Source organism: Streptomyces sp. NA02950, from assembly GCF_013364155.1.
Lineage (GTDB): Bacteria > Actinomycetota > Actinomycetes > Streptomycetales > Streptomycetaceae > Streptomyces.
The window spans coordinates 4,561,420-4,579,667 of the sequence record NZ_CP054916.1; the positions used below are offsets into that span (position 1 = coordinate 4,561,420).

18 protein-coding genes are annotated in these 18,248 nt (G+C 70.1%); 10 read left to right on the forward strand and 8 right to left on the reverse strand.

The features are described from left to right. Positions 1-206: 206 nt before the first annotated feature. The 6 genes from paaA (at position 207) to HUT19_RS19850 (ending at position 5,004) form a co-directional block, all read left to right on the forward strand. Entirely contained in the window at positions 207-1,157 is a 951-nt protein-coding gene (paaA, locus tag HUT19_RS19825) for a 1,2-phenylacetyl-CoA epoxidase subunit PaaA (protein ID WP_176181760.1), read from the forward strand. Continuing rightward, entirely contained in the window at positions 1,154-1,450 is a 297-nt protein-coding gene (paaB, locus tag HUT19_RS19830; RefSeq protein WP_176181761.1) for a 1,2-phenylacetyl-CoA epoxidase subunit PaaB, read from the forward strand. The genes paaA and paaB overlap by 4 nt, the downstream gene beginning before the upstream one ends. Then, complete coding sequence (paaC, locus tag HUT19_RS19835) at positions 1,447-2,148, forward strand: 1,2-phenylacetyl-CoA epoxidase subunit PaaC (protein WP_176181762.1); 702 nt, start codon at positions 1,447-1,449, stop codon at positions 2,146-2,148. Before paaB ends, paaC begins: the two co-directional genes overlap by 4 nt. Continuing rightward, entirely contained in the window at positions 2,142-2,663 is a 522-nt protein-coding gene (gene paaD / locus HUT19_RS19840) for a 1,2-phenylacetyl-CoA epoxidase subunit PaaD (RefSeq protein WP_176181763.1), read from the forward strand. Before paaC ends, paaD begins: the two co-directional genes overlap by 7 nt. Next, the gene (locus HUT19_RS19845) at positions 2,663-3,769 is read left to right on the forward strand and encodes a 2Fe-2S iron-sulfur cluster-binding protein (RefSeq protein WP_176181764.1); all 1,107 of its coding nucleotides are present in this window, start codon (positions 2,663-2,665) and stop codon (positions 3,767-3,769) included. Before paaD ends, HUT19_RS19845 begins: the two co-directional genes overlap by 1 nt. Before the next feature lie 86 nt (positions 3,770-3,855). After that, a complete protein-coding gene (locus HUT19_RS19850) occupies positions 3,856-5,004 on the forward strand; it encodes an acyl-CoA dehydrogenase family protein (RefSeq protein ID WP_176181765.1) in 1,149 nt (382 codons plus the stop codon). 158 nt (positions 5,005-5,162) lie between these two features. Here the strand turns inward: HUT19_RS19850 and HUT19_RS19855 are convergent, their stop codons facing one another. The 4 genes from HUT19_RS19855 to HUT19_RS19870 all read right to left on the reverse strand — a co-directional run bounded on the left by HUT19_RS19855 (position 5,163) and on the right by HUT19_RS19870 (position 8,618). Then, positions 5,163-5,516, reverse strand: a complete 354-nt coding sequence (locus tag HUT19_RS19855; RefSeq protein ID WP_176181766.1) for a rhodanese-like domain-containing protein — start codon at positions 5,514-5,516, stop codon at positions 5,163-5,165. A gap of 52 nt (positions 5,517-5,568) precedes the next feature. After that, entirely contained in the window at positions 5,569-6,447 is an 879-nt protein-coding gene (locus HUT19_RS19860; RefSeq protein ID WP_254885665.1) for a hypothetical protein, read from the reverse strand. 39 nt (positions 6,448-6,486) lie between these two features. Next, the gene (locus tag HUT19_RS19865) at positions 6,487-8,019 is read right to left on the reverse strand and encodes a DUF2252 domain-containing protein (protein ID WP_176181767.1); all 1,533 of its coding nucleotides are present in this window, start codon (positions 8,017-8,019) and stop codon (positions 6,487-6,489) included. Positions 8,020-8,237: 218 nt separating this feature from the next. Continuing rightward, positions 8,238-8,618: a helix-turn-helix domain-containing protein gene (locus tag HUT19_RS19870; protein WP_176181768.1), complete on the reverse strand. Its 381-nt coding sequence runs from the start codon at positions 8,616-8,618 to the stop codon at positions 8,238-8,240. Positions 8,619-8,733: 115 nt separating this feature from the next. On the opposite strand from HUT19_RS19870, the gene HUT19_RS19875 reads away from it, so the two are divergent. Further along, entirely contained in the window at positions 8,734-9,387 is a 654-nt protein-coding gene (locus HUT19_RS19875) for an FMN-dependent NADH-azoreductase (protein ID WP_176181769.1), read from the forward strand. Between the two features lie 107 nt (positions 9,388-9,494). Here HUT19_RS19875 and ltrA read toward each other — a convergent pair whose 3' ends face one another. Both ltrA and HUT19_RS19885 read right to left on the reverse strand, forming a co-directional pair. Then, complete coding sequence (ltrA, locus tag HUT19_RS19880) at positions 9,495-10,745, reverse strand: group II intron reverse transcriptase/maturase (protein ID WP_217712253.1); 1,251 nt, start codon at positions 10,743-10,745, stop codon at positions 9,495-9,497. Positions 10,746-11,313: 568 nt separating this feature from the next. Beyond that, the gene (locus HUT19_RS19885; RefSeq protein WP_254885339.1) at positions 11,314-12,684 is read right to left on the reverse strand and encodes an IS701 family transposase; all 1,371 of its coding nucleotides are present in this window, start codon (positions 12,682-12,684) and stop codon (positions 11,314-11,316) included. 203 nt (positions 12,685-12,887) lie between these two features. Between HUT19_RS19885 and HUT19_RS19890 the strand changes: the two genes are divergently transcribed. Together HUT19_RS19890 and HUT19_RS19895 are read left to right on the forward strand one after the other, a co-directional pair. Next, positions 12,888-13,382, forward strand: a complete 495-nt coding sequence (locus HUT19_RS19890; protein WP_176178559.1) for a winged helix-turn-helix domain-containing protein — start codon at positions 12,888-12,890, stop codon at positions 13,380-13,382. 41 nt (positions 13,383-13,423) lie between these two features. After that, on the forward strand, positions 13,424-13,954 hold the full coding sequence (locus tag HUT19_RS19895; protein ID WP_254886173.1) for a transposase: 531 nt from the start codon (positions 13,424-13,426) through the stop codon (positions 13,952-13,954). Between the two features lie 64 nt (positions 13,955-14,018). Here HUT19_RS19895 and HUT19_RS19900 read toward each other — a convergent pair whose 3' ends face one another. Then, a complete protein-coding gene (locus HUT19_RS19900; RefSeq protein WP_254885339.1) occupies positions 14,019-15,389 on the reverse strand; it encodes an IS701 family transposase in 1,371 nt (456 codons plus the stop codon). A 958-nt stretch (positions 15,390-16,347) separates the two neighbouring features. Next, the gene (locus HUT19_RS19905; protein WP_176181770.1) at positions 16,348-16,803 is read right to left on the reverse strand and encodes a hypothetical protein; all 456 of its coding nucleotides are present in this window, start codon (positions 16,801-16,803) and stop codon (positions 16,348-16,350) included. Positions 16,804-16,965: 162 nt separating this feature from the next. On the opposite strand from HUT19_RS19905, the gene HUT19_RS19910 reads away from it, so the two are divergent. Continuing rightward, positions 16,966-18,057, forward strand: coding sequence for a TniQ family protein (locus tag HUT19_RS19910; protein WP_176181771.1), 1,092 nt, complete (start codon positions 16,966-16,968; stop codon positions 18,055-18,057). The last annotated feature ends 191 nt before the right edge of the window (positions 18,058-18,248 follow it).

Here is an 18,248-nt window from a genome sequence, read left to right on the forward strand (position 1 = left end):
CTCCCGCCCGCCCGCCCGCCCGTCCGTCCGGCCGCGCGCTCCGCGGCCCCTACGCCCCGGAACGGTACCCATGCGGAACCCCTGGCACAGGGCCCTCGGCGTTATCCACAGGCTTGACACCCTACGTTCCCGCGGCACACCATTGAACCGAACGATCGGTCGGTCGGCTCGCCGGTCGGCGGGGACGGATGGCGAAGGGGCTTCGCATGACGACGATGGCGGCGGACGCCGGGGCGTACGAGGCGGTGTTCGACGCCGCTCTGGCCGCTGACGAGCGCATCGAGCCGCGCGACTGGATGCCCGACGACTACCGGGCGTCGCTGGTCCGGCAGATGGCACAGCACGCCCACTCCGAGATCATCGGCATGCAGCCGGAGGCCAACTGGATCACCCGCGCCCCCTCGCTGCGGCGCAAGGCGATCCTGATGGCCAAGGTCCAGGACGAGGCGGGCCACGGCCTGTATCTCTACAGCGCGGCGGAGACCCTGGGCACCAGCCGGGACGAGCTTCTCGACAAGCTGCACGCCGGCCGCCAGAAGTACTCCTCGATCTTTAACTACCCCACGCTGACCTGGGCCGATGTCGGCGCCATCGGCTGGCTGGTGGACGGCGCCGCGATCACCAACCAGGTCCCGCTGTGCCGCTGCTCCTACGGCCCCTATGCCCGGGCCATGGTCAGGATCTGCAAGGAGGAGTCCTTCCACCAGCGCCAGGGGTACGAGCTGCTGCTCGCCCTGAGCAAGGGCACCGAGGCACAGCACGCCATGGCGCAGGACGCGGTGGACCGCTGGTGGTGGCCGTCGCTGATGATGTTCGGCCCCCCGGACGACGCCTCGGCCCACTCCGCCCAGTCGATGGCCTGGAAGATCAAGCGCCACTCCAACGACGAGCTGCGCCAGCGCTTCGTCGACATCTGCGTCCCCCAGGCCGAGTCGCTCGGCCTGACCCTCCCCGACCCCGATCTCCGGTGGAACGAGGAGCGGGGCCACCACGACTTCGGAGCGATCGACTGGACCGAGTTCCATGAGGTTCTGCGGGGCAACGGCCCGTGCAACACCCAGCGGATCTCCCAGCGGCGCCGGGCCCATGAGGAAGGCGCCTGGGTGCGCGAGGCAGCCGCCGCGTACGCGGCCAAGCACGGGGAGGAACAGGCATGAGTGGTGGCCAGAGCGGTGCGTGGCCGCTGTGGGAGGTGTTCGTCCGCAGCAGGCGCGGACTCTCCCACACCCACGCCGGAAGTCTGCACGCGCCGGACGCCGAGATGGCCCTGCGCAATGCCCGCGATCTGTACACCCGCCGCTCGGAAGGGGTGTCGATCTGGGTGGTGCCCTCCACCGCGGTCACCGCGTCGTCGCCGGACGAGAAGGACCCGTTCTTCGAGCCGTCCGCCGACAAGCCCTACCGCCACCCCACCTTCTACGAGATCCCGGAAGGGGTGCGGCACCTGTGACCGCGGCCCTCGCCCTGGGCGATGACGCACTGGTGCTCTCCCACCGGCTGGGGGAGTGGGCGGGCCACGCCCCCGTGCTGGAGGAGGAGGTGGCGCTCGCCAATATCGCCCTCGACCTGCTCGGTCAGGCCCGGGTCCTGCTCTCCCTGGCCGGGGACGAGGACGAGCTCGCCTATCTGCGCGAGGAGCGGGCGTTCCGCAATGCGCAGCTCGTCGAGCAGCCCAATGGGGATTTCGCCCACACCATCGCCCGCCAGCTCTACTTCTCCACCTATCAGGAGCTGCTGTACGAGCGGCTGGCGCGGGGCGGCGGCCCCTTCGCCCCGCTCGCCGCCAAGGCGGTCAAGGAGGTCGCCTACCACCGCGACCATGCCGAGCACTGGACGCTGCGGCTCGGCGACGGCACCGCCGAAAGCCATGAGCGGATGCGGGTGGCGCTGGATGCCCTGTGGCGCTTCACCGGCGAGCTGTTCGAGCCGGTGGAGGGGTGCGAGGTGGAGTGGGACACCCTGCACACCGACTGGCTGACCCGGCTCACCTCGGTCCTGGACCGCGCCACCCTGGCCGTGCCCGAGGGGCCGCGGCGGGGTGCGTGGGCGGCGGGCGCCGGACGGCAGGGCGTCCACACCGAATCGTTCGGCCGGATGCTCGCGGAGATGCAGCATCTGCACCGCAGCCACCCGGGGGCGACATGGTGACCCCGGCAGCCCACGCGTCCGGCACCACCGCGCTCGAGGAGGAGCTGCGGCAGCTGGCGGGATCCGTGCCGGATCCCGAGCTGCCGATGGTCTCCCTGGCGGAGCTGGGTGTGGTGCGCGGGCTGCGGGTACTGGCGCCGGGCCGGGTCGAGGTCGAGCTGACCCCCACCTACACCGGCTGCCCGGCGCTGGAGTCGATGAGCGCCGATATCGAGCGGGTGCTGCATGACCGGGGGATCCCCGAGGTGGCCGTCCGTACGGTGCTCTCCCCGCCCTGGTCCACGGACGCGATCAGCCCCGAGGGCCGCCGCAAACTGGCCGAGGCCGGGATAGCGCCGCCCTCACCGCGGCGGGCGGAGGCGGGTGGGCCGGTCACCGTCGACCTGGCGGTGCGCTGCCCGCACTGCGGCTCCACCGAGACCAAGCTGCTCAGCCGCTTCTCCTCCACCGCGTGCAAGGCGCTGCGCCGTTGCGAGACATGCCGTGAACCGTTCGACCACTTCAAGGAGTTGTGATGGCCGCGGAAGCGGTGGTCGAGGCCACCACACACCATGGCGCGTTCCATCCGCTGCGAGTGGTGGCGGTCGAGCGGCTCACCGATGACGCGGTGGCCGTCACCCTGCGGGTGCCGCCCGCGCTGAGGGACACCTTCCGCTTCGTCCCCGGACAGCACATCGCGGTGCGGCGGTTCGTGAACGGCGCCGAGATCCGACGGACGTACTCGATCTGCACCCCGGCCCCGGACGCGGCGGGTCCGGAGTTGCTGCGGGTAGGGGTGCGGCTGGTCGAGGGCGGCGAGTTCTCGACCTACGCCCTCAAGGAGCTGGCGGTCGGCGAGGTCATGGAGGTGATGGCGCCCGCGGGCCGGTTTGTGCTGGCTCCCCGGCCGGGCCACTTCGCCGCGGTCGTCGGCGGCAGCGGTATCACCCCGGTGCTATCCATCGTCGCGACGCTGCTGGAGCGGCAGCCCGGGGCCCGTTTCTGTCTGATCCGCAGCGACCGCACCGCCGCGTCGACGATGTTCCTGGAGGAGGTCGCCGACCTCAAGGACCGCTGGCCCGACCGGTTCCAGCTGGTCTGCGCGCTCTCCCGGGAGGAGCAGCAGACCGGGCTGGTCTCCGGGCGGCTGGACGAGGAGCGGCTGACCGGGCTGCTGCCCGCGCTGCTGCCGGTGGAGTCGGTGGACGGCTGGTTCCTGTGCGGTCCGTACGGGCTGGTGAGCGCCGCCGAGCGGGCGCTGCGCGGCCTCGGGGTGGCCCGCGGCCGGGTCCATCAGGAGATCTTCCATGTCGACACCGCAGGGGAGACGGGCTCGGCCGTGCCGGGTCCGGTCGGTACCGCGTCGCACAGTTCGGTGACGGCGACGCTGGACGGCCGCTCGGGCACCTGGCCGGTGCAGGACGGGGAAGCGCTGCTGGAAACCGTGCTGCGCAACCGCGCTGACGCACCGTATGCCTGCAAGGGCGGGGTGTGCGGCACCTGCCGGGCGTTCCTGGTCTCCGGTGAGGTGCGGATGGACCGGAATTTCGCGCTGGAGCCGGACGAGGTGGAGGCGGGCTATGTGCTGGCCTGTCAGTCCCATCCGGTCGGTGAGCGGGTGGAGTTGGACTTCGACCGCTGAAGCGCGGTGGTGACCGTTCCCTTCGTGTAGAACCTGTTCTATCTTGACCGGCCGTCGGACAGAGCCGCGGCGCGGGAGGACGAACAGTGGACTTCACCTTCACCGAGGAGCAGCAGGCGGCCGTCGAGGCGGCGAAGGCCGTCTTCACCTCCGTCGAACCGGACAGCGTGCCCAGCCCCGCACTGATCCGCGGGGCCGTGGCCGAGGACTTCGACCGTGTGCTGTGGCAGCGGCTCGCCGAAGGCGATCTGCTCGGCCTGACGCTGGACCCGCGCCACGGCGGTTCGGGGCTGGACCTCATCGCCCTATGCCTGGTGCTGCGGGAGTCCGCCCGGGTGCTGGCCCGGGTGCCGCTGCTGGAGTCGGGTGCGGCGGCCCTGGCTGTGCAGAGGTATGGCTGCGCCGAGTTGTGCGCCGATGTGCTGCCCCGGGTGGTGCGCGGGGAGCTGGTACTCACCGTCGCGCCGAACGGCCGCACCGGCCATGACCCGGCCGAACTCGCCGTCCAGGGCCACCGGGACGGCGACGTGTGGGTGCTGGACGGCGTCCAGACCGGCGTCCCCTGGGCCCACGGCGCCGACCGGGTGCTGGTCCCCGCCCACACCGGCGCGGGCCGTACCGTCCTCGCACTGGTCCCCCGCCGCCAGAGCGGTGTTGTCCTCGACGAGCAGGTATCCACCAGCGGTGAGCGGCAGGCCGAGATCCGCCTCGGCGGTGTGCGGCTGTCCGCCGCCGAGGTACTGACCGCGGACGGCGCCTGGGAGTGGCTGCGGCACCTCCTCACCACCGGCACCTGTGCCCTCGCGCTGGGCCTCGGCTCGGCGGTGCTGGAGATGACCAGCTCCTATGTCAGCGGGCGCGAACAGTTCGGGTATCCGCTCGCCACCTTCCAAACGGTCGCCGTCCAGGCCGCCGACCGCTATATCGATCTGCGGGCGATGGAGGCCACGCTCTGGCAGGCCGCCTGGCGGCTCGGCATGGAGGAGGAACGGCCGACGGCGGTCGGTGCCCTTCCGGTCGCCGGGGATGTGGCCGTCGCCAAGATGTGGGCCGCCGAGGGGGTACGGCGCGTGGTGCAGACCGCGCAGCATCTGCACGGCGGCTTCGGCGCGGTCACCGACTATCCGCTGCACCGCTATCACGCCTGGGCCAAGCAGCTGGAGCTGTCGCTCGGCCCGGCCGCCGCCCACGAGGAAGCCCTCGGCACCCTCCTCGCCACCCACCCCGTCGCCTGAAAAGGCCCGCCCGGCTCCCAGGGGCCGGGCCCCGGCGGGCCGGAGCCCGCGAGCGAACGTGTGATGCGGCCCGCCGGGGCAGACGGGCCGCGCCACACAACGAACTCCAGCGGGGCGGGTGCCGAGCGCGGGCCGGGTCAGCGGGGTCCTGTCGCCGGTTACAGAACGAACGCGCCGTCGGGGGTGTTGTCCTGGCCGGAGACCATGGGGCGGCCCGCCGCGTGCCAGGCGAGCATGCCGCCGTCCACATTCACCGCGTCCAGGCCCTGCGCCACCAGATACTGCGTCACCTGCGCGGAGCGGCCGCCGACCCGGCACATCACATGCACCCGCCGACCGTCGCCCACCGCCTCGATCAGTTCACCGAACCGGGCGACGAGCCCGCCCATGGGAATGTGCAGCGCGCCCTCGACGTGCCCGGCCGCCCATTCGTCGTCCTCCCGGACGTCCAGCAGAAAGCCGTCGGCGGGTACGGCCGCGGCCTCCACCTGGGGAAGCTGGGCAAAATGCATCACACACACCTCTCACACAACATCGCGGCATCATCAGCCGACGGAAAACCTACTACCGCGCCAGCTCCGCCAGCCGAGCCTCCTTCTCGGAGACCTGGGTGAGCAGCTGCTCGGCGATCTCGTCCAGCAGCCCGTCCGGATCCTCCGGCGCCATCTTGATCATCGCGCCGATCGCGCTGGACTCCAGCTCGGCGGCGACGGCGGCCAGCATCTCCTTGCGCTCGGCCAGCCACTCCAGCCGGGCGTAGAGCTCCTCGCTGCGGCTCGCCCGCCGCTCCGGCGGCGGAGGTCCGGCCGCCCACTCCTCGGCCAGCGCCCGCAGGGTCTCCACGTCCCCGGCCGCATAGGCGGCGTTGACCCGCACGATGAACGCCCCGCGCCGCTCCCGCTCGGCCTCCTCCTCGGCCAGGTCCGGATGGGCCTTGCGGGCCAGCTCCCGGTAGATCCGGCGGGCCTCCTCGCTCGGCCGCACCCGCGGCGGCGGCTGCACCGGCTTCTCGGTCAGCATCGCGGTCGCCTCCGGCGAGAGGCCCTCGGAGTCGAGCCACCCGTGGAACAGCTCCTCCACGCCCGGCATCGGCTGCACCAGCCCCCGCGCCTCCCGCGCCCTGCGCAGATCCTCGGGGTCGCCGGTGCGCTGCGCGACCGCCTCCGCGATCAGTGCGTCCAGTTCGTCGAGGCGCGAGTACATCGGCCCGAGCCGCTGGTGGTGCAGCCGGGAGAAGTTCTCCACCTCCACCCGGAAGGTCTCCACCGCGATCTCGAACTCGATCAGCGCCTGCTCGGCCGCCCGCACCGCCCGCTCGAGGCGCTCGGTGGCCTGCGCCTCTTCGGCCGACCGGGCCTCCTCGGACCGGTCCTGCGATTCAGCCTGGGGCTCGGCTTCGGACACCGACTGCTGTGCCTGCTGCTGCGCTTCCGGGTTCGTCACCCGCTCAGCCTACGTCCGGCACCCGGCCCCGCCCGAACCTCACACCCCCAGCTCGGCCGCGACCCGCCCGGAGCGCACCGCCGCGACCAGCTCCGCGTGGTCGGCCTCGGTGCGGTCCGCGTACGCCACCGCGAAGGCGGCAACCGCCTCGTCCAGCTCCTCGCCCTTGCCGCAGTAACCGGCCAGCAGCCTCGGGTCGGCGCTGTGAGTGTGCGCCCGCGCCAGCAGCGCCCCGGTCATCCGCCCGTAGTCGTCCATCTGGTCGGCGGCCAGCGCCGCCGGGTCCACACTCCCCTTGCGGTTCCGGAACTGCCGCACCTGGTACGGCCGCCCCCGCACCGTGGTCCAGCCCAGCAGGATGTCGCTCACCACCTGCATCCGCTTCTGGCCGAGGACCACACGCCGCCCCTCGTGCCCGGCCTCGGGTACCGCGAACCCGGCCGCCCTCACATGCGGCAGCAGCACGGACGGACGGGCCTCCTTCACCTGCAGCACCAGCGGCTCGCCCCGGTGGTCGAGCAGCAGCACCACATACGACCGCGTGCCCACGCTGCCCGTCCCGACGACGCGGAACGCCACGTCGTGCACCTCGTACCGGGCGAGCAGCGGCAGCCGGTCCTCGGGCAGCGTCTCCAGATACTCGCCGAGCGCCGACGCCACCGCCGCTGCCTCGTCGTCCGGCACCCGCCGCAGCACCGGCGGGGCGTCCACGAAGCGGCGGGCCCCGGTCCTGCCCGACGCGCCCTTCTCCCTCGGCACGGCTTCCGTGGCCCGGGCGGCGTAGCGCGCGCTGGTGTTCCGCCGGGCCTTCTCGGCCACCCGCTCCAGCGTCCCCGCCAGATCCTTGGCGTCCGTGTGCGAGACCAGCTCCTCGTCCGCGATCGCGTTCCACGCGTCCGCCGCGGGCAGCTTGGCCAGCAGCCGCACCGTGCGGCGATAGGCCCCCACCGCGTCATGCGCCGCGGCCCGGCAGACGTCCTCGTCGGCTCCGGCCTCCCGCCCGGCCAGGACCAGTGAGGTCGCGAGCCGCTTCACATCCCACTCCCACGGGCCGTGCACGGTCTCGTCGAAGTCGTTGAGATCGATGATCAGGCCGCCGCGGGCGTCTCCGTAGAGCCCGAAGTTCGCGGCGTGGGCGTCCCCGCACAGCTGGGCGCCTATGCCCGTCACCGGTGTGGCCGCGAGATCGTGCGCCATCAGCCCGGCCGAGCCACGGAGAAAGGAGAAGGGGGTGGCGGCCATCCGCCCCACCCGTATCGGGGTCAGCTCCGGCAGCCGTCCGGCGCTGGACCGCTCGACCGCCGTCACCGCGTCCGGCCGGCCGACGATGGGCGGCGCCTCGGCGTGCGCCGAGCGCGGCACCCGCTTCCGCAGCGCCTTTCCCTCATGCTTGGACGACGGCCCGTCCCCGCGCCAGGCGGCGAAGCCCGGCACCGGCGGCAGTCGGCGGACCGCTCCGCCCGCCCGCGCACCGCCGCCGTCCCCGGCGCCGCCCTCCGCACCGACCGTGCCTCTGCCGCCTCCGCCGCTTCCGGTGCCTGTGCTGCTCCCGGTGCTCTCATCACCCGTCATGGCGCCCCCGCTTCCCCTCGTCGTCGGCCACCCAACGGCGGCGTCCGACCCACCCCGACATTCGAAGGGACCGAGGCGACCGACTCCGGTGACCGGACGACATCGACTGCCCAGACCGTACCGCCTGCCGTCCCGGCCCGTCAGAGCCTGTGGAAAACCTTCTCGGAGCCGACGAACCCCCAGCTCACACGCTCAACCGGGGCACAACGCCAGAACTCTCAGCGCCGGAACTGCTCGGGACAGCCACCGCCCTCGGGCAGATGGTCCTCCGCCCACCGCGACAGCTCCTTCAGCGCGGGCTCCAGCGCCCGGCCCGCGTCCGTCAGCCGGTAGGCCACCCGCAGCGGCGGTCCCGCGTCGACCTCCCGCACCACCAGCCCCGCGGCGGCCAGTTCGGTGAGCCGGTCCGACAGCATCCGCTCGCTGATCCCGGGGATCGCCCTCCGCAGCTCGGCGAAGTACGCCCCCTGCTCGGTCAGCACCGCGACGATCAGCCCGGTCCATCGCTTGCCGAACAGCTCGAAGACCCGGGTCATCGAGGAATCGACCTGCTTGCACGTCTGCTCGCTGTGCTGCTCGTACCCCACGCCGTCCGCCATGGAATACAGCGTACTGCGCTCTCGTTGGGGACTGCGAAAAAGTAAGCTAGTGTGCTATCAGTAGTTACGTAGAAATGAGCGGTATCCCACCGCCCCCATGACACGGAGACACCCCATGCCCACGCTTCTGCACATCGACTCGTCCGTCTTCCCCGGCGACGCCTCCGCTTCCCGCGCCGTCACCGCCACCTTCCGCAAGGAATGGGAGGCCCAGCATCCGAACGGCACGGTGATCTACCGCGATCTGGCCGCCGAGCCGCTGCCCCACCTCGACGGCGCCGCCGCTCACGCCGCGTTCGTGCCCGCCGATGACCGCACCCCTGAGCAGCACGGCGCCTTCGCCCTGCGCGAGACCCTGGCCAGTGAGCTGGAGCGGGCCGACGCGGTCCTGATCGGCGCCCCCATGTACAACTTCACGATCCCCTCCACGCTCAAGGCATGGCTGGACCACGTGATCATCATGGGCCGCACCTCGGGCGCGGAGCAGACCACCACCTCGGGCACCCCAACGGTCGTCGTCGCCAGCCGTGGCGGCGGCTACGGCCCCGGCACCCCGCGGGAGAGCTTCGAATTCGTCACGACCTACCTGGACAAGGCGCTGAACGGTGCGCTCGGCCTCGACGTCGAGTTCGTTGTGCCGGAGCTCACGTTGGCCCGCACCAATCCGGCCATGGCCGACCTGGTCGAGCTGGCGGACGCCTCGAAGGCGCAGGCCCACGAGGCCGCGGCCACCAAGGCCAAGGCGCTCGCCTCCCGCTTCACCGCCTGAGCCGGTCCGGCCACACAACAACGCGGCAGGGACGAATCGAGTAGGAGGGACGGGTCGCCCGTCCCTCCTCTCACACCACCGGACATGCGGGCCACGCATCCGGCGGTTCATCCAGCTGATCTCAACCGTTGCCAGGTCGGCTTGAGCGTGCGCAGACCAAGATCGTCCCAGTAGGCATTGGGCAGTGCCCGCGCAAGGACGGGAGACCCCGCGACCCGCCAGTAGCCCTTGCTGGTGCCTCCCCATTCACGGGAGAGCCGCTCGCTGATGCCGAGCTTTCGCAGCATGGCCTGGCGCGTCCTGGGACGCTTCCATTCCTTCCAGCGGATCTGCCGCATCCTGCGGCGGAACCACTCGTCCAGGTCCCGGAACGCCCTGGAGGCATCCGAGATCCGGAAGTAGCCCATCCACCCGGTCATGAACCGGTCGATCTTCGCGATCCGTTCGTCCATCGCGATGCTCCACCGGCGTGAGGTCAGCTCCCGGATCTTCGCCTTCCAGCGCGCCAGCGCCTTCGGGTCAATCCGGATCCTGACCCCGTTCCGGGTGAAGTAGAAGCCGAACCCCAGCAGCATGGCGGCGGACGCTCGGACAACTCTTGACTTCTCCCGGTTGACCTTCAGTTTCAACCGCTGCTCGACCACGGCCGTGACCGAGGCAAGCACCCTGTGGGCGGCCCGTTCGCTCCGCACGAAGACGCGCACATCGTCGGCGTAACGCACGAACCGGTGACCGCGCCTGAACAGCTCCCGGTCCAGGTCGTCGAGCATGACGTTCGACAAGACGGGCGAAAGCGGCGACCCCTGCGGGGTTCCCTCCGCACTCGGCATCTTCACGCCGTCCACCATGATCCCGGCTTCCAGGTACCTGCGGATCAACTTCAAGACCCTGCGGTCACTGACTTTCCGCGCGACCCGCGCCATCAGGACATCGTGCTGAACCCGGTCGAAGAACCGGTCCAGATCAAGGTCCACGACCCACCGGTGGCCGTCCTCGATCGCCCGCCTCGCGACCCTGACCGCCTGATGAGCGGACCGGCCGGGACGGAACCCGAAGGACGACCCCGAAAACTGCGGGTCGAAAACGGGCACGAGCACTTGCGCGATAGCCTGCTGGATCAAGCGGTCCAGCACCCGCGGCACCCCCAGCATCCGCTCACCGCCGCCAGGCTTCGGGATGATCACCTGACGGACCGGCGCCGGCCGGTAAGTGCCCGCATCGAGCTCAGCCCGGACAACGGGCCAGTGCACCAGCAACCACGGACGAAGCTCCGCCGTGGTCATCCCGTCCACCCCGGGAGCCCCCCGGTTCGCTTCGACGCGGTTGAGCGCCGCGAGCAGGTTCTCCTTCGAGAGCATCAACTCCCACAAGGCGGGTTCCTGTTCGCGGTGAACGTCTTCCGTGAGACGCGCCGACCGGACACTACGCTCCGCCAGGACATCGCCGGAATGCACCGGTCCCTCCCCGGACGGCACCACTGACGCGGACTTGCTGCGGTCATCGTGCCCGGCACGAGCAGACATCACATCACCCGTTCCACTCGATGTTCGGCCCTTCCCAGCCCGCCGCACTCACGGCCACCCCGGCTGGTACTACGACCTCTGCTGACTTCTGCCCGGTCAGCCCGCACCTTCCAGTGCGGACCGTCGGCGCGGCGGCACCTCAGCACAACCGACACCCGGACAGACCTCCCCGGATAAGAACGATCACTGTCCCTGGACCGCTGCCGCGTTTACGCACTGGCCTTCTTGGCAGTGACGGGCTTCACCCTCGTCGGCGGGCTCACCCGACCAGCACGCCTCATACACGGTTCGTGTTCCTCAGTGCCCAGGTCTCGCCTCGGGCTTCCTCCCGACCCCACCTCACGATGACGCCGTTGCCTCCGGCTCGGGGTTACCGGTAGTTCGTTAAATCCGGCGGTAGAGGTCAATGCCGTGTCCGGTGGTGACCGCGTCGATCAGGGCCTGGAGCTCTGAGGGTGGGTCTGTGTCCGTCCAGGCTCGCCACCACCGGGTGAGGGTGATGGCGGGGGTGAGCCAGGACCGGATGGCCCGTAAGGCCCTGGGCCAGCAGGGCTGTTGGGGCTGGTGGGGTTCGGTTGATCCCCCTCTCTGGCCCGTCGTCGGGGCATGGGTCCGGCGCGGTGGCATCCAGGGGTCCCGGTGGGGCGAACCACTGGTCCCAGCAGAAGGAGAAGGCGCAGTTGACCAGGGTCTGGTGGCGGCGGATGGCGCGGTCGGAGCGGACTTGGAAGTCGGCCCAGCCGAGTTCGTCCTTGATCTGTTTGTAGCTCTGCTCGATCCAGGGCCGCAGTCCGTAGAGGTGGACGATCTCGGCGAGGCCCGCCGGCGGGTGCGGGCCGGTGGCAGCGTGGGGTGTGTCGGGGTGGGGCAGGCTGGTGGCCAGGTACCAGGTGGCCTTCTCCGGCAGGCTGCCCGGATCGGTGGTGGCCACGACCAGCCGGCAGGGAGAGTCGGGGCCGTAGCCGCCCAGGCGGGCATCAGCCGCCCACCAGGTCTCGGTGTGCCCGTCACGGAAGTGACGTTCCACGGGCATCCAGTCGCCTGGATGCCTGGCATCGCGCCAGGCCAGTGAGTGTGCGGCTTCGATGGGGGTGTGCGGCTGGTCGGCCGGAGCCCAGGTGCCGCGGTGCGGCTTGAGCGCGACCACGTAGGCCAGGCCGGCCTCGCGCAGTGCGAGGTACCAGTCGTCGCTGACCGAGTAGGCGCAGTCGGCGACCACCGCCCGGCAGCCGAAGCCGGCCTCCTTCCCTCGGGCCGCGAGGGCAGCGGCCAGCTGTGGTTTCGTGCGGAAGTCCGGGTCGGAGCGGCTGCGGGTGAAGTGGTGGGCGGGGGTGTAGGGAGCCGCGTGCAGCGGGTAGTACACACGGCCGTCGGTCCACACCGTGGTCACCGTGACGATGCCGTTGTCCGTCTTGCCGTACCGGCCCAGCCACTGTCGGCCCACGTGCGCGGTGGCCGTGCCGTCCTTACGGTCCCCGGAATCGTCGATCACGATGACCCCGCCGTCGTGCGGAGCCGTCGCCGACTGCTCACGCAGCAGCTCAAGCCGCCGGTCGTTGACCTGCTCGGCCTCCCAAGGGGACTCGGACAGGAAGAACTGCAGCCGCTGCACCCCCGCCGTCCCCGCACCCGCCACCGGCTCCGCCCCTGCCAGGCATGTGATCGTCTTGTTCCGCTCCCGTGGTGCCAGCAGTCCCGTCAGGTACTCGCGAAACCCCCGCCGCTGAGCCAGACTGAAGAAGAGGTCGTCGAACCGCGCCGCATAGTCCTCCAACGGCCCCGGCGCAGGCGGACACGGACGGCGAGCGGTCATCTTCAGCCCCCAGCCAGGTAGTTGACTCCTACCACCGGCCTACGACCAACCCGGCCTGCCGTCAACCCGCACCACCGCCGGATTTAACGAACTACCGTTACTGAGGTTGAACTCGTGGTGTCGTAGGGGCTGACGGCTCGTCGTCTGTGCGGTATCACCAGGACATGCGGTATCCACAAGGGGGCGGGCTGACCGCCGAACGGCAGCAGTTCCGCGAGGAGTTACGGCTGAAGGCGGCTGAGAGGTTCGCCCAGGGTGAGGCGAGCTCGGTGATCGCCAAGGACTTGCGCGTCAGCGTCCGCTCGGTACAGCGGTGGCGGCAGGTGTGGGACGAGGGCGGTCCGCGGGCTCTGCGGTCGCAGGGGCCGGCGTCGCTGCCGCGACTGAGCGATAAGCAGTTCGCCCAGTTGGAGGCAGAGCTGGCCAAAGGGGCGGCCGCTCACGGCTGGGAAGACCAGCGGTGGACCCTGAGCCGCGTGAAGACGGTGATCGGCCGCCGCTTCCACCTGACCTACACGGTCCAGGGCGTGCGCAAGCTGCTGGTCCGTAACGGATGGTCCTGCCAGGTCCCGGCCCGACGGGCGATGGAGCGGGACGACGATGCGGTGGCCGGGTGGGTCAAGGAGGTGTGGCCCTGCGCGGAAGGCTCGCGGCGGTGAGTGGAGCCTGGCTGGTCTTTGAGGACGAAGCCGGATTCTCCATGACGCCGCCGCAGGCGAAAACCTGGTCCCAGCGCGGCCGGACCCCGGTGGTGCGGGTCCGCGGCCGTTCGCGCAGACGGATATCGATCGCTGCGCTGACCTGCTACAAACCCGGCCACCGGTCCCGGCTGATCTACCGGCCGCGCCGGGACGACGGCCCGCGCGACGGACGCAAAAGCTTCTCCTGGCGCGAGTACCGGGACCTGCTGATCGCCGCCCACCAGCAGCTCGGCGGCCCGATCGTTCTCGTCTGGGACAACCTGAACGTCCACAAAGCCGCCGACCTGCGGGAATGGGCGGCAGTCCGGGACTGGCTGACCATTTACTACCTGCCGCCCTACGCACCCGACCTCAACCCCGTCGAAGGGATCTGGTCACTGCTGCGGCGCGGTTGGCTTTCCAACGTCGCCTTCAGCACTCCCGAACACCTCGTCCACCGCATCCGACGCGGCTTACGGCACATCCAGTACCGCAGCGACCTCATAGACGGCTGCCTCGCCGAGACCGGCCTGACCATCCGACCCGCCTGAGCACCCCAGCGACATCACGAGTTCAACCTCAGTAGCGGTAGTTCGTTAAATCCGGCGGTAGAGGTCAATGCCGTGTCCGGTGGTGACCGCGTCGATCAGGGCCTGGAGCTCTGAGGGTGGGTCTGTGTCCGTCCAGGCTCGCCACCACCGGGTGAGGGTGATGGCGGGGGTGAGCCAGGACCGGATGGCCCGTAAGGCCCTGGGCCAGCAGGGCTGTTGGGGCTGGTGGGGTTCGGTTGATCCCCCTCTCTGGCCCGTCGTCGGGGCATGGGTCCGGCGCGGTGGCATCCAGGGGTCCCGGTGGGGCGAACCACTGGTCCCAGCAGAAGGAGAAGGCGCAGTTGACCAGGGTCTGGTGGCGGCGGATGGCGCGGTCGGAGCGGACTTGGAAGTCGGCCCAGCCGAGTTCGTCCTTGATCTGTTTGTAGCTCTGCTCGATCCAGGGCCGCAGTCCGTAGAGGTGGACGATCTCGGCGAGGCCCGCCGGCGGGTGCGGGCCGGTGGCAGCGTGGGGTGTGTCGGGGTGGGGCAGGCTGGTGGCCAGGTACCAGGTGGCCTTCTCCGGCAGGCTGCCCGGATCGGTGGTGGCCACGACCAGCCGGCAGGGAGAGTCGGGGCCGTAGCCGCCCAGGCGGGCATCAGCCGCCCACCAGGTCTCGGTGTGCCCGTCACGGAAGTGACGTTCCACGGGCATCCAGTCGCCTGGATGCCTGGCATCGCGCCAGGCCAGTGAGTGTGCGGCTTCGATGGGGGTGTGCGGCTGGTCGGCCGGAGCCCAGGTGCCGCGGTGCGGCTTGAGCGCGACCACGTAGGCCAGGCCGGCCTCGCGCAGTGCGAGGTACCAGTCGTCGCTGACCGAGTAGGCGCAGTCGGCGACCACCGCCCGGCAGCCGAAGCCGGCCTCCTTCCCTCGGGCCGCGAGGGCAGCGGCCAGCTGTGGTTTCGTGCGGAAGTCCGGGTCGGAGCGGCTGCGGGTGAAGTGGTGGGCGGGGGTGTAGGGAGCCGCGTGCAGCGGGTAGTACACACGGCCGTCGGTCCACACCGTGGTCACCGTGACGATGCCGTTGTCCGTCTTGCCGTACCGGCCCAGCCACTGTCGGCCCACGTGCGCGGTGGCCGTGCCGTCCTTACGGTCCCCGGAATCGTCGATCACGATGACCCCGCCGTCGTGCGGAGCCGTCGCCGACTGCTCACGCAGCAGCTCAAGCCGCCGGTCGTTGACCTGCTCGGCCTCCCAAGGGGACTCGGACAGGAAGAACTGCAGCCGCTGCACCCCCGCCGTCCCCGCACCCGCCACCGGCTCCGCCCCTGCCAGGCATGTGATCGTCTTGTTCCGCTCCCGTGGTGCCAGCAGTCCCGTCAGGTACTCGCGAAACCCCCGCCGCTGAGCCAGACTGAAGAAGAGGTCGTCGAACCGCGCCGCATAGTCCTCCAACGGCCCCGGCGCAGGCGGACACGGACGGCGAGCGGTCATCTTCAGCCCCCAGCCAGGTAGTTGACTCCTACCACCGGCCTACGACCAACCCGGCCTGCCGTCAACCCGCACCACCGCCGGATTTAACGAACTACCGGTAGCACCACCTCTTCCCCCAGGGGACTTCCACCCCCAAGCAATCGCCCATGCCGGGCATACCAACAAGGGCCTCCCCACCTGGGGAGGCCCTTCGGTCCTTCCGTCAGCACACTGCCGGCACATCCGCAGTCAAACGCGAAGCGGACCCCTCCCGAGCGACTTTTGTCACTCCGAAGAGGCCCGCTCCGACTGGCTGGTGGGCCACCGACGAAAATGCCCTGATCAGGGCCGACGCCGACTCAGCAGGTAACGCTTCCCGCGATCATGATGATCGTTTCCCGCCGAGCTGGTCAGCCTATGCGCGGGAGCAGGCACGGACCGATTCTGGCACGGGACCAAGAGGTTTGCTGGGCCGGAACCGGCTGCGGTCCGCGACGGTTGACGCCTTTCTGGAGCCATACACGTCCCACAGCCACAGCTGACTGGTCACCACCACAGACACCGGGAAGAACCAGAGGTACGGACGGCAGCGCGCACGAGGCTCTCACCGTGCTGTCCGGGGGTCATGATGGGGCTTCGGGCTCGGTGACGCTGACGTAGTGGATCCAGGAATGGACGTCGCTGGCGGTCAGGCTCCCGAAAGCCGATATCGCGCTGACCGTTCTCGACCCGGAAACCTACGATCTCCTCCTCACCCGCCGCGGCTGGTCTCCCTCAGGCTGGGAGCAGTGGGCCGCAGACGCGCTGGTACGCCAACTCCTTCCCTGACGCGGGACGGAATGTCTCGGCAGCCCGGTGAGCAGCTGAACCTTCGACACGCTCGTGTCCCGGGCGCTGCGGCCAAGCAGTGTGGAGAGCGGAAGCAACGTGAACGGCTGTTCTAAACAAGCGAGAGCTCCCCATCGGGCAGCCACCCCTCCCAGTAGCCATCGACAAGGTCGATCACCTGGATGGGCTTCACCAGGACTACCCCCGTACGGAGGGCAGTCGGCGCCCACCAGCGGGCGGCGGGCCCGAGTATCTGGCCTGCCCTGCGGCTCCACTCACCAGTTGCGGGCAATACGAGGACGATGTATCCGGGCTTCTCCACATCATCGATCGCGAAAAGCCGCCCGATGACGGGAGCGATGCGAACCGGCGGCAACTGCAGCCGCCGTCGCAGATAGCGCACCGCTGCTCGGCGGCAGGTCACGTCCGCGTGCATCCGCACTCTGGGCACGGTCCAGGAAGCGCTCGAACCACCGCAGGTCCGCACGAGCAGGATCCGCCGCGTACACGGATCGAGCATTACCGGGAGCACAAACCGGCGCGCTTCGGCGTGCGGTGAGGCAGTCATGGTCTAACGATGCGGTTGTGCTATTCGAATTGCACCTCGTGACGACTGTCTGGATTACGGCGCTCATTGAAAAGTCAGTAGCTTCCGGGGAGCCGTCACTCACACCGGTGGTGTCACGTCGACGGGGGGTTCGGCACTGCCGCGGCGCTCCAGGATCTGCGTATGGGACCTTCCACCCCACGAACCCGACGGGCCGCGGTACCGGGTCAGCGCACCGCCGACACGGCCTTTCAGCCACTTGCGGACGAATCCCTGGCCAGCTGGATCAACGCCATGGCACGGCACTCGGGCGTGGAAACCCGGGCACTCCTAAGAGAGTTTCAGCTCAGCCGGGACGGCGCGTTGACCATGGCTCAGACCAGGCTCTCCGAGCAGTCCGTACGTCGCCTGAGCAGAAAAACGGGTATCAGCGAGGCCGTCCTCCATGGCATGACTCTCGCCCGCTACGCGGGCAATGCCCTGCCGCACCTGCCGGTCTCCCCTTGGGTTGACGGTGCGGCCGTCCGGCAGTGGAGCTCGTCCGCCTGGCTTATGGACCACGAGGCCCGCTGGTGTGCACGGTGCCTGCGTGAGGACGACATGCGCTGGCCGCTGCGCTGGATGCTCCCCTGGAACTTCGCCTGTCTCCGGCATCGCGTCTACATGGCCACCGAGTGCGTCCGCTGTCTGTCCCCGGTGCGCTTCGGCCGACACCTCTCGCTCGACCGCTCCTGCGATGCCCGAGTGGAAGACGCACGGCGCAGGTACGGGCACGACGGGCCCTGCGCATATCCGATCACTATGCACCGTCCACTGCCTGTCAGCGATGAAGCGGTGCTCGGGCTGCAGACGAGAATCAGCACATGGCTCGACGGAAGCGCGACCGTCGACGACAGACAGCTCGTTTCCCTGACCGCGGTCATGATCATGCTGGTGACGCCCGTCATGCTCCGCCGCAGCGGAGAGGACCCGGCGCTGCTGTGCAATCTGCGGTCGCGCCGGTATGTAGGCCGGATGGCGGAACGAAGACTGTGGGCCGACCCGCTGAGGGTTGCCGCGGCCGCCTCAGTGGCACAACGGGTACTGAGCAGCCGCCCCTCAGCCGCCGAAGTAGCCAGGCATGTGGCGGATCTCCGGTCTCTGGACTACCGCGATGCCCCGTGGCGACTGGACGTCATGGAGTGGGCCTACGGGGCGGCCTTGCGGCCGAATCCCTACGTGGAGGAGTTGGTGCGCCAGGGAGTGATCACGATCGGGTCGTACAAGCAGGCCTGATCGCCGCAGGGGGGCATCACGTAACGGCCCGAAGAGAGAGCAGCCCGGGACCTGCGGCGCGAACCGTGCGGCACACTGGCGACACTCACTAGAACGCCGCCTACTCCGCGCTACTTCTCAACGCTCTCGCGGACGGCTGGACAACCGCGGAGGTCGAGCGCGGACCCCACCGCATGGATCGGTTCGCGCTC

Bases quoted from the DNA above. Each gene is read 5' to 3' on its own strand.
- paaA (WP_176181760.1), top strand. From the start codon at position 207: ATGACGACGATGGCGGCGGACGCCGGGGCGTACGAGGCGGTGTTCGAC.
- paaB (WP_176181761.1), top strand. From the start codon at position 1,154: ATGAGTGGTGGCCAGAGCGGTGCGTGGCCGCTGTGGGAGGTGTTCGTC.
- paaD (WP_176181763.1), top strand. From the start codon at position 2,142: ATGGTGACCCCGGCAGCCCACGCGTCCGGCACCACCGCGCTCGAGGAG.
- HUT19_RS19845 (WP_176181764.1), top strand. From the start codon at position 2,663: ATGGCCGCGGAAGCGGTGGTCGAGGCCACCACACACCATGGCGCGTTC.
- HUT19_RS19855 (WP_176181766.1), bottom strand. From the start codon at position 5,516: ATGCATTTTGCCCAGCTTCCCCAGGTGGAGGCCGCGGCCGTACCCGCC.
- HUT19_RS19865 (WP_176181767.1), bottom strand. From the start codon at position 8,019: ATGACGGGTGATGAGAGCACCGGGAGCAGCACAGGCACCGGAAGCGGC.
- HUT19_RS19870 (WP_176181768.1), bottom strand. From the start codon at position 8,618: ATGGCGGACGGCGTGGGGTACGAGCAGCACAGCGAGCAGACGTGCAAG.
- HUT19_RS19875 (WP_176181769.1), top strand. From the start codon at position 8,734: ATGCCCACGCTTCTGCACATCGACTCGTCCGTCTTCCCCGGCGACGCC.
- ltrA (WP_217712253.1), bottom strand. From the start codon at position 10,745: ATGCTCTCGAAGGAGAACCTGCTCGCGGCGCTCAACCGCGTCGAAGCG.
- HUT19_RS19890 (WP_176178559.1), top strand. From the start codon at position 12,888: ATGCGGTATCCACAAGGGGGCGGGCTGACCGCCGAACGGCAGCAGTTC.
- HUT19_RS19895 (WP_254886173.1), top strand. From the start codon at position 13,424: ATGACGCCGCCGCAGGCGAAAACCTGGTCCCAGCGCGGCCGGACCCCG.
- HUT19_RS19905 (WP_176181770.1), bottom strand. From the start codon at position 16,803: ATGACTGCCTCACCGCACGCCGAAGCGCGCCGGTTTGTGCTCCCGGTA.
- HUT19_RS19910 (WP_176181771.1), top strand. From the start codon at position 16,966: ATGGGACCTTCCACCCCACGAACCCGACGGGCCGCGGTACCGGGTCAG.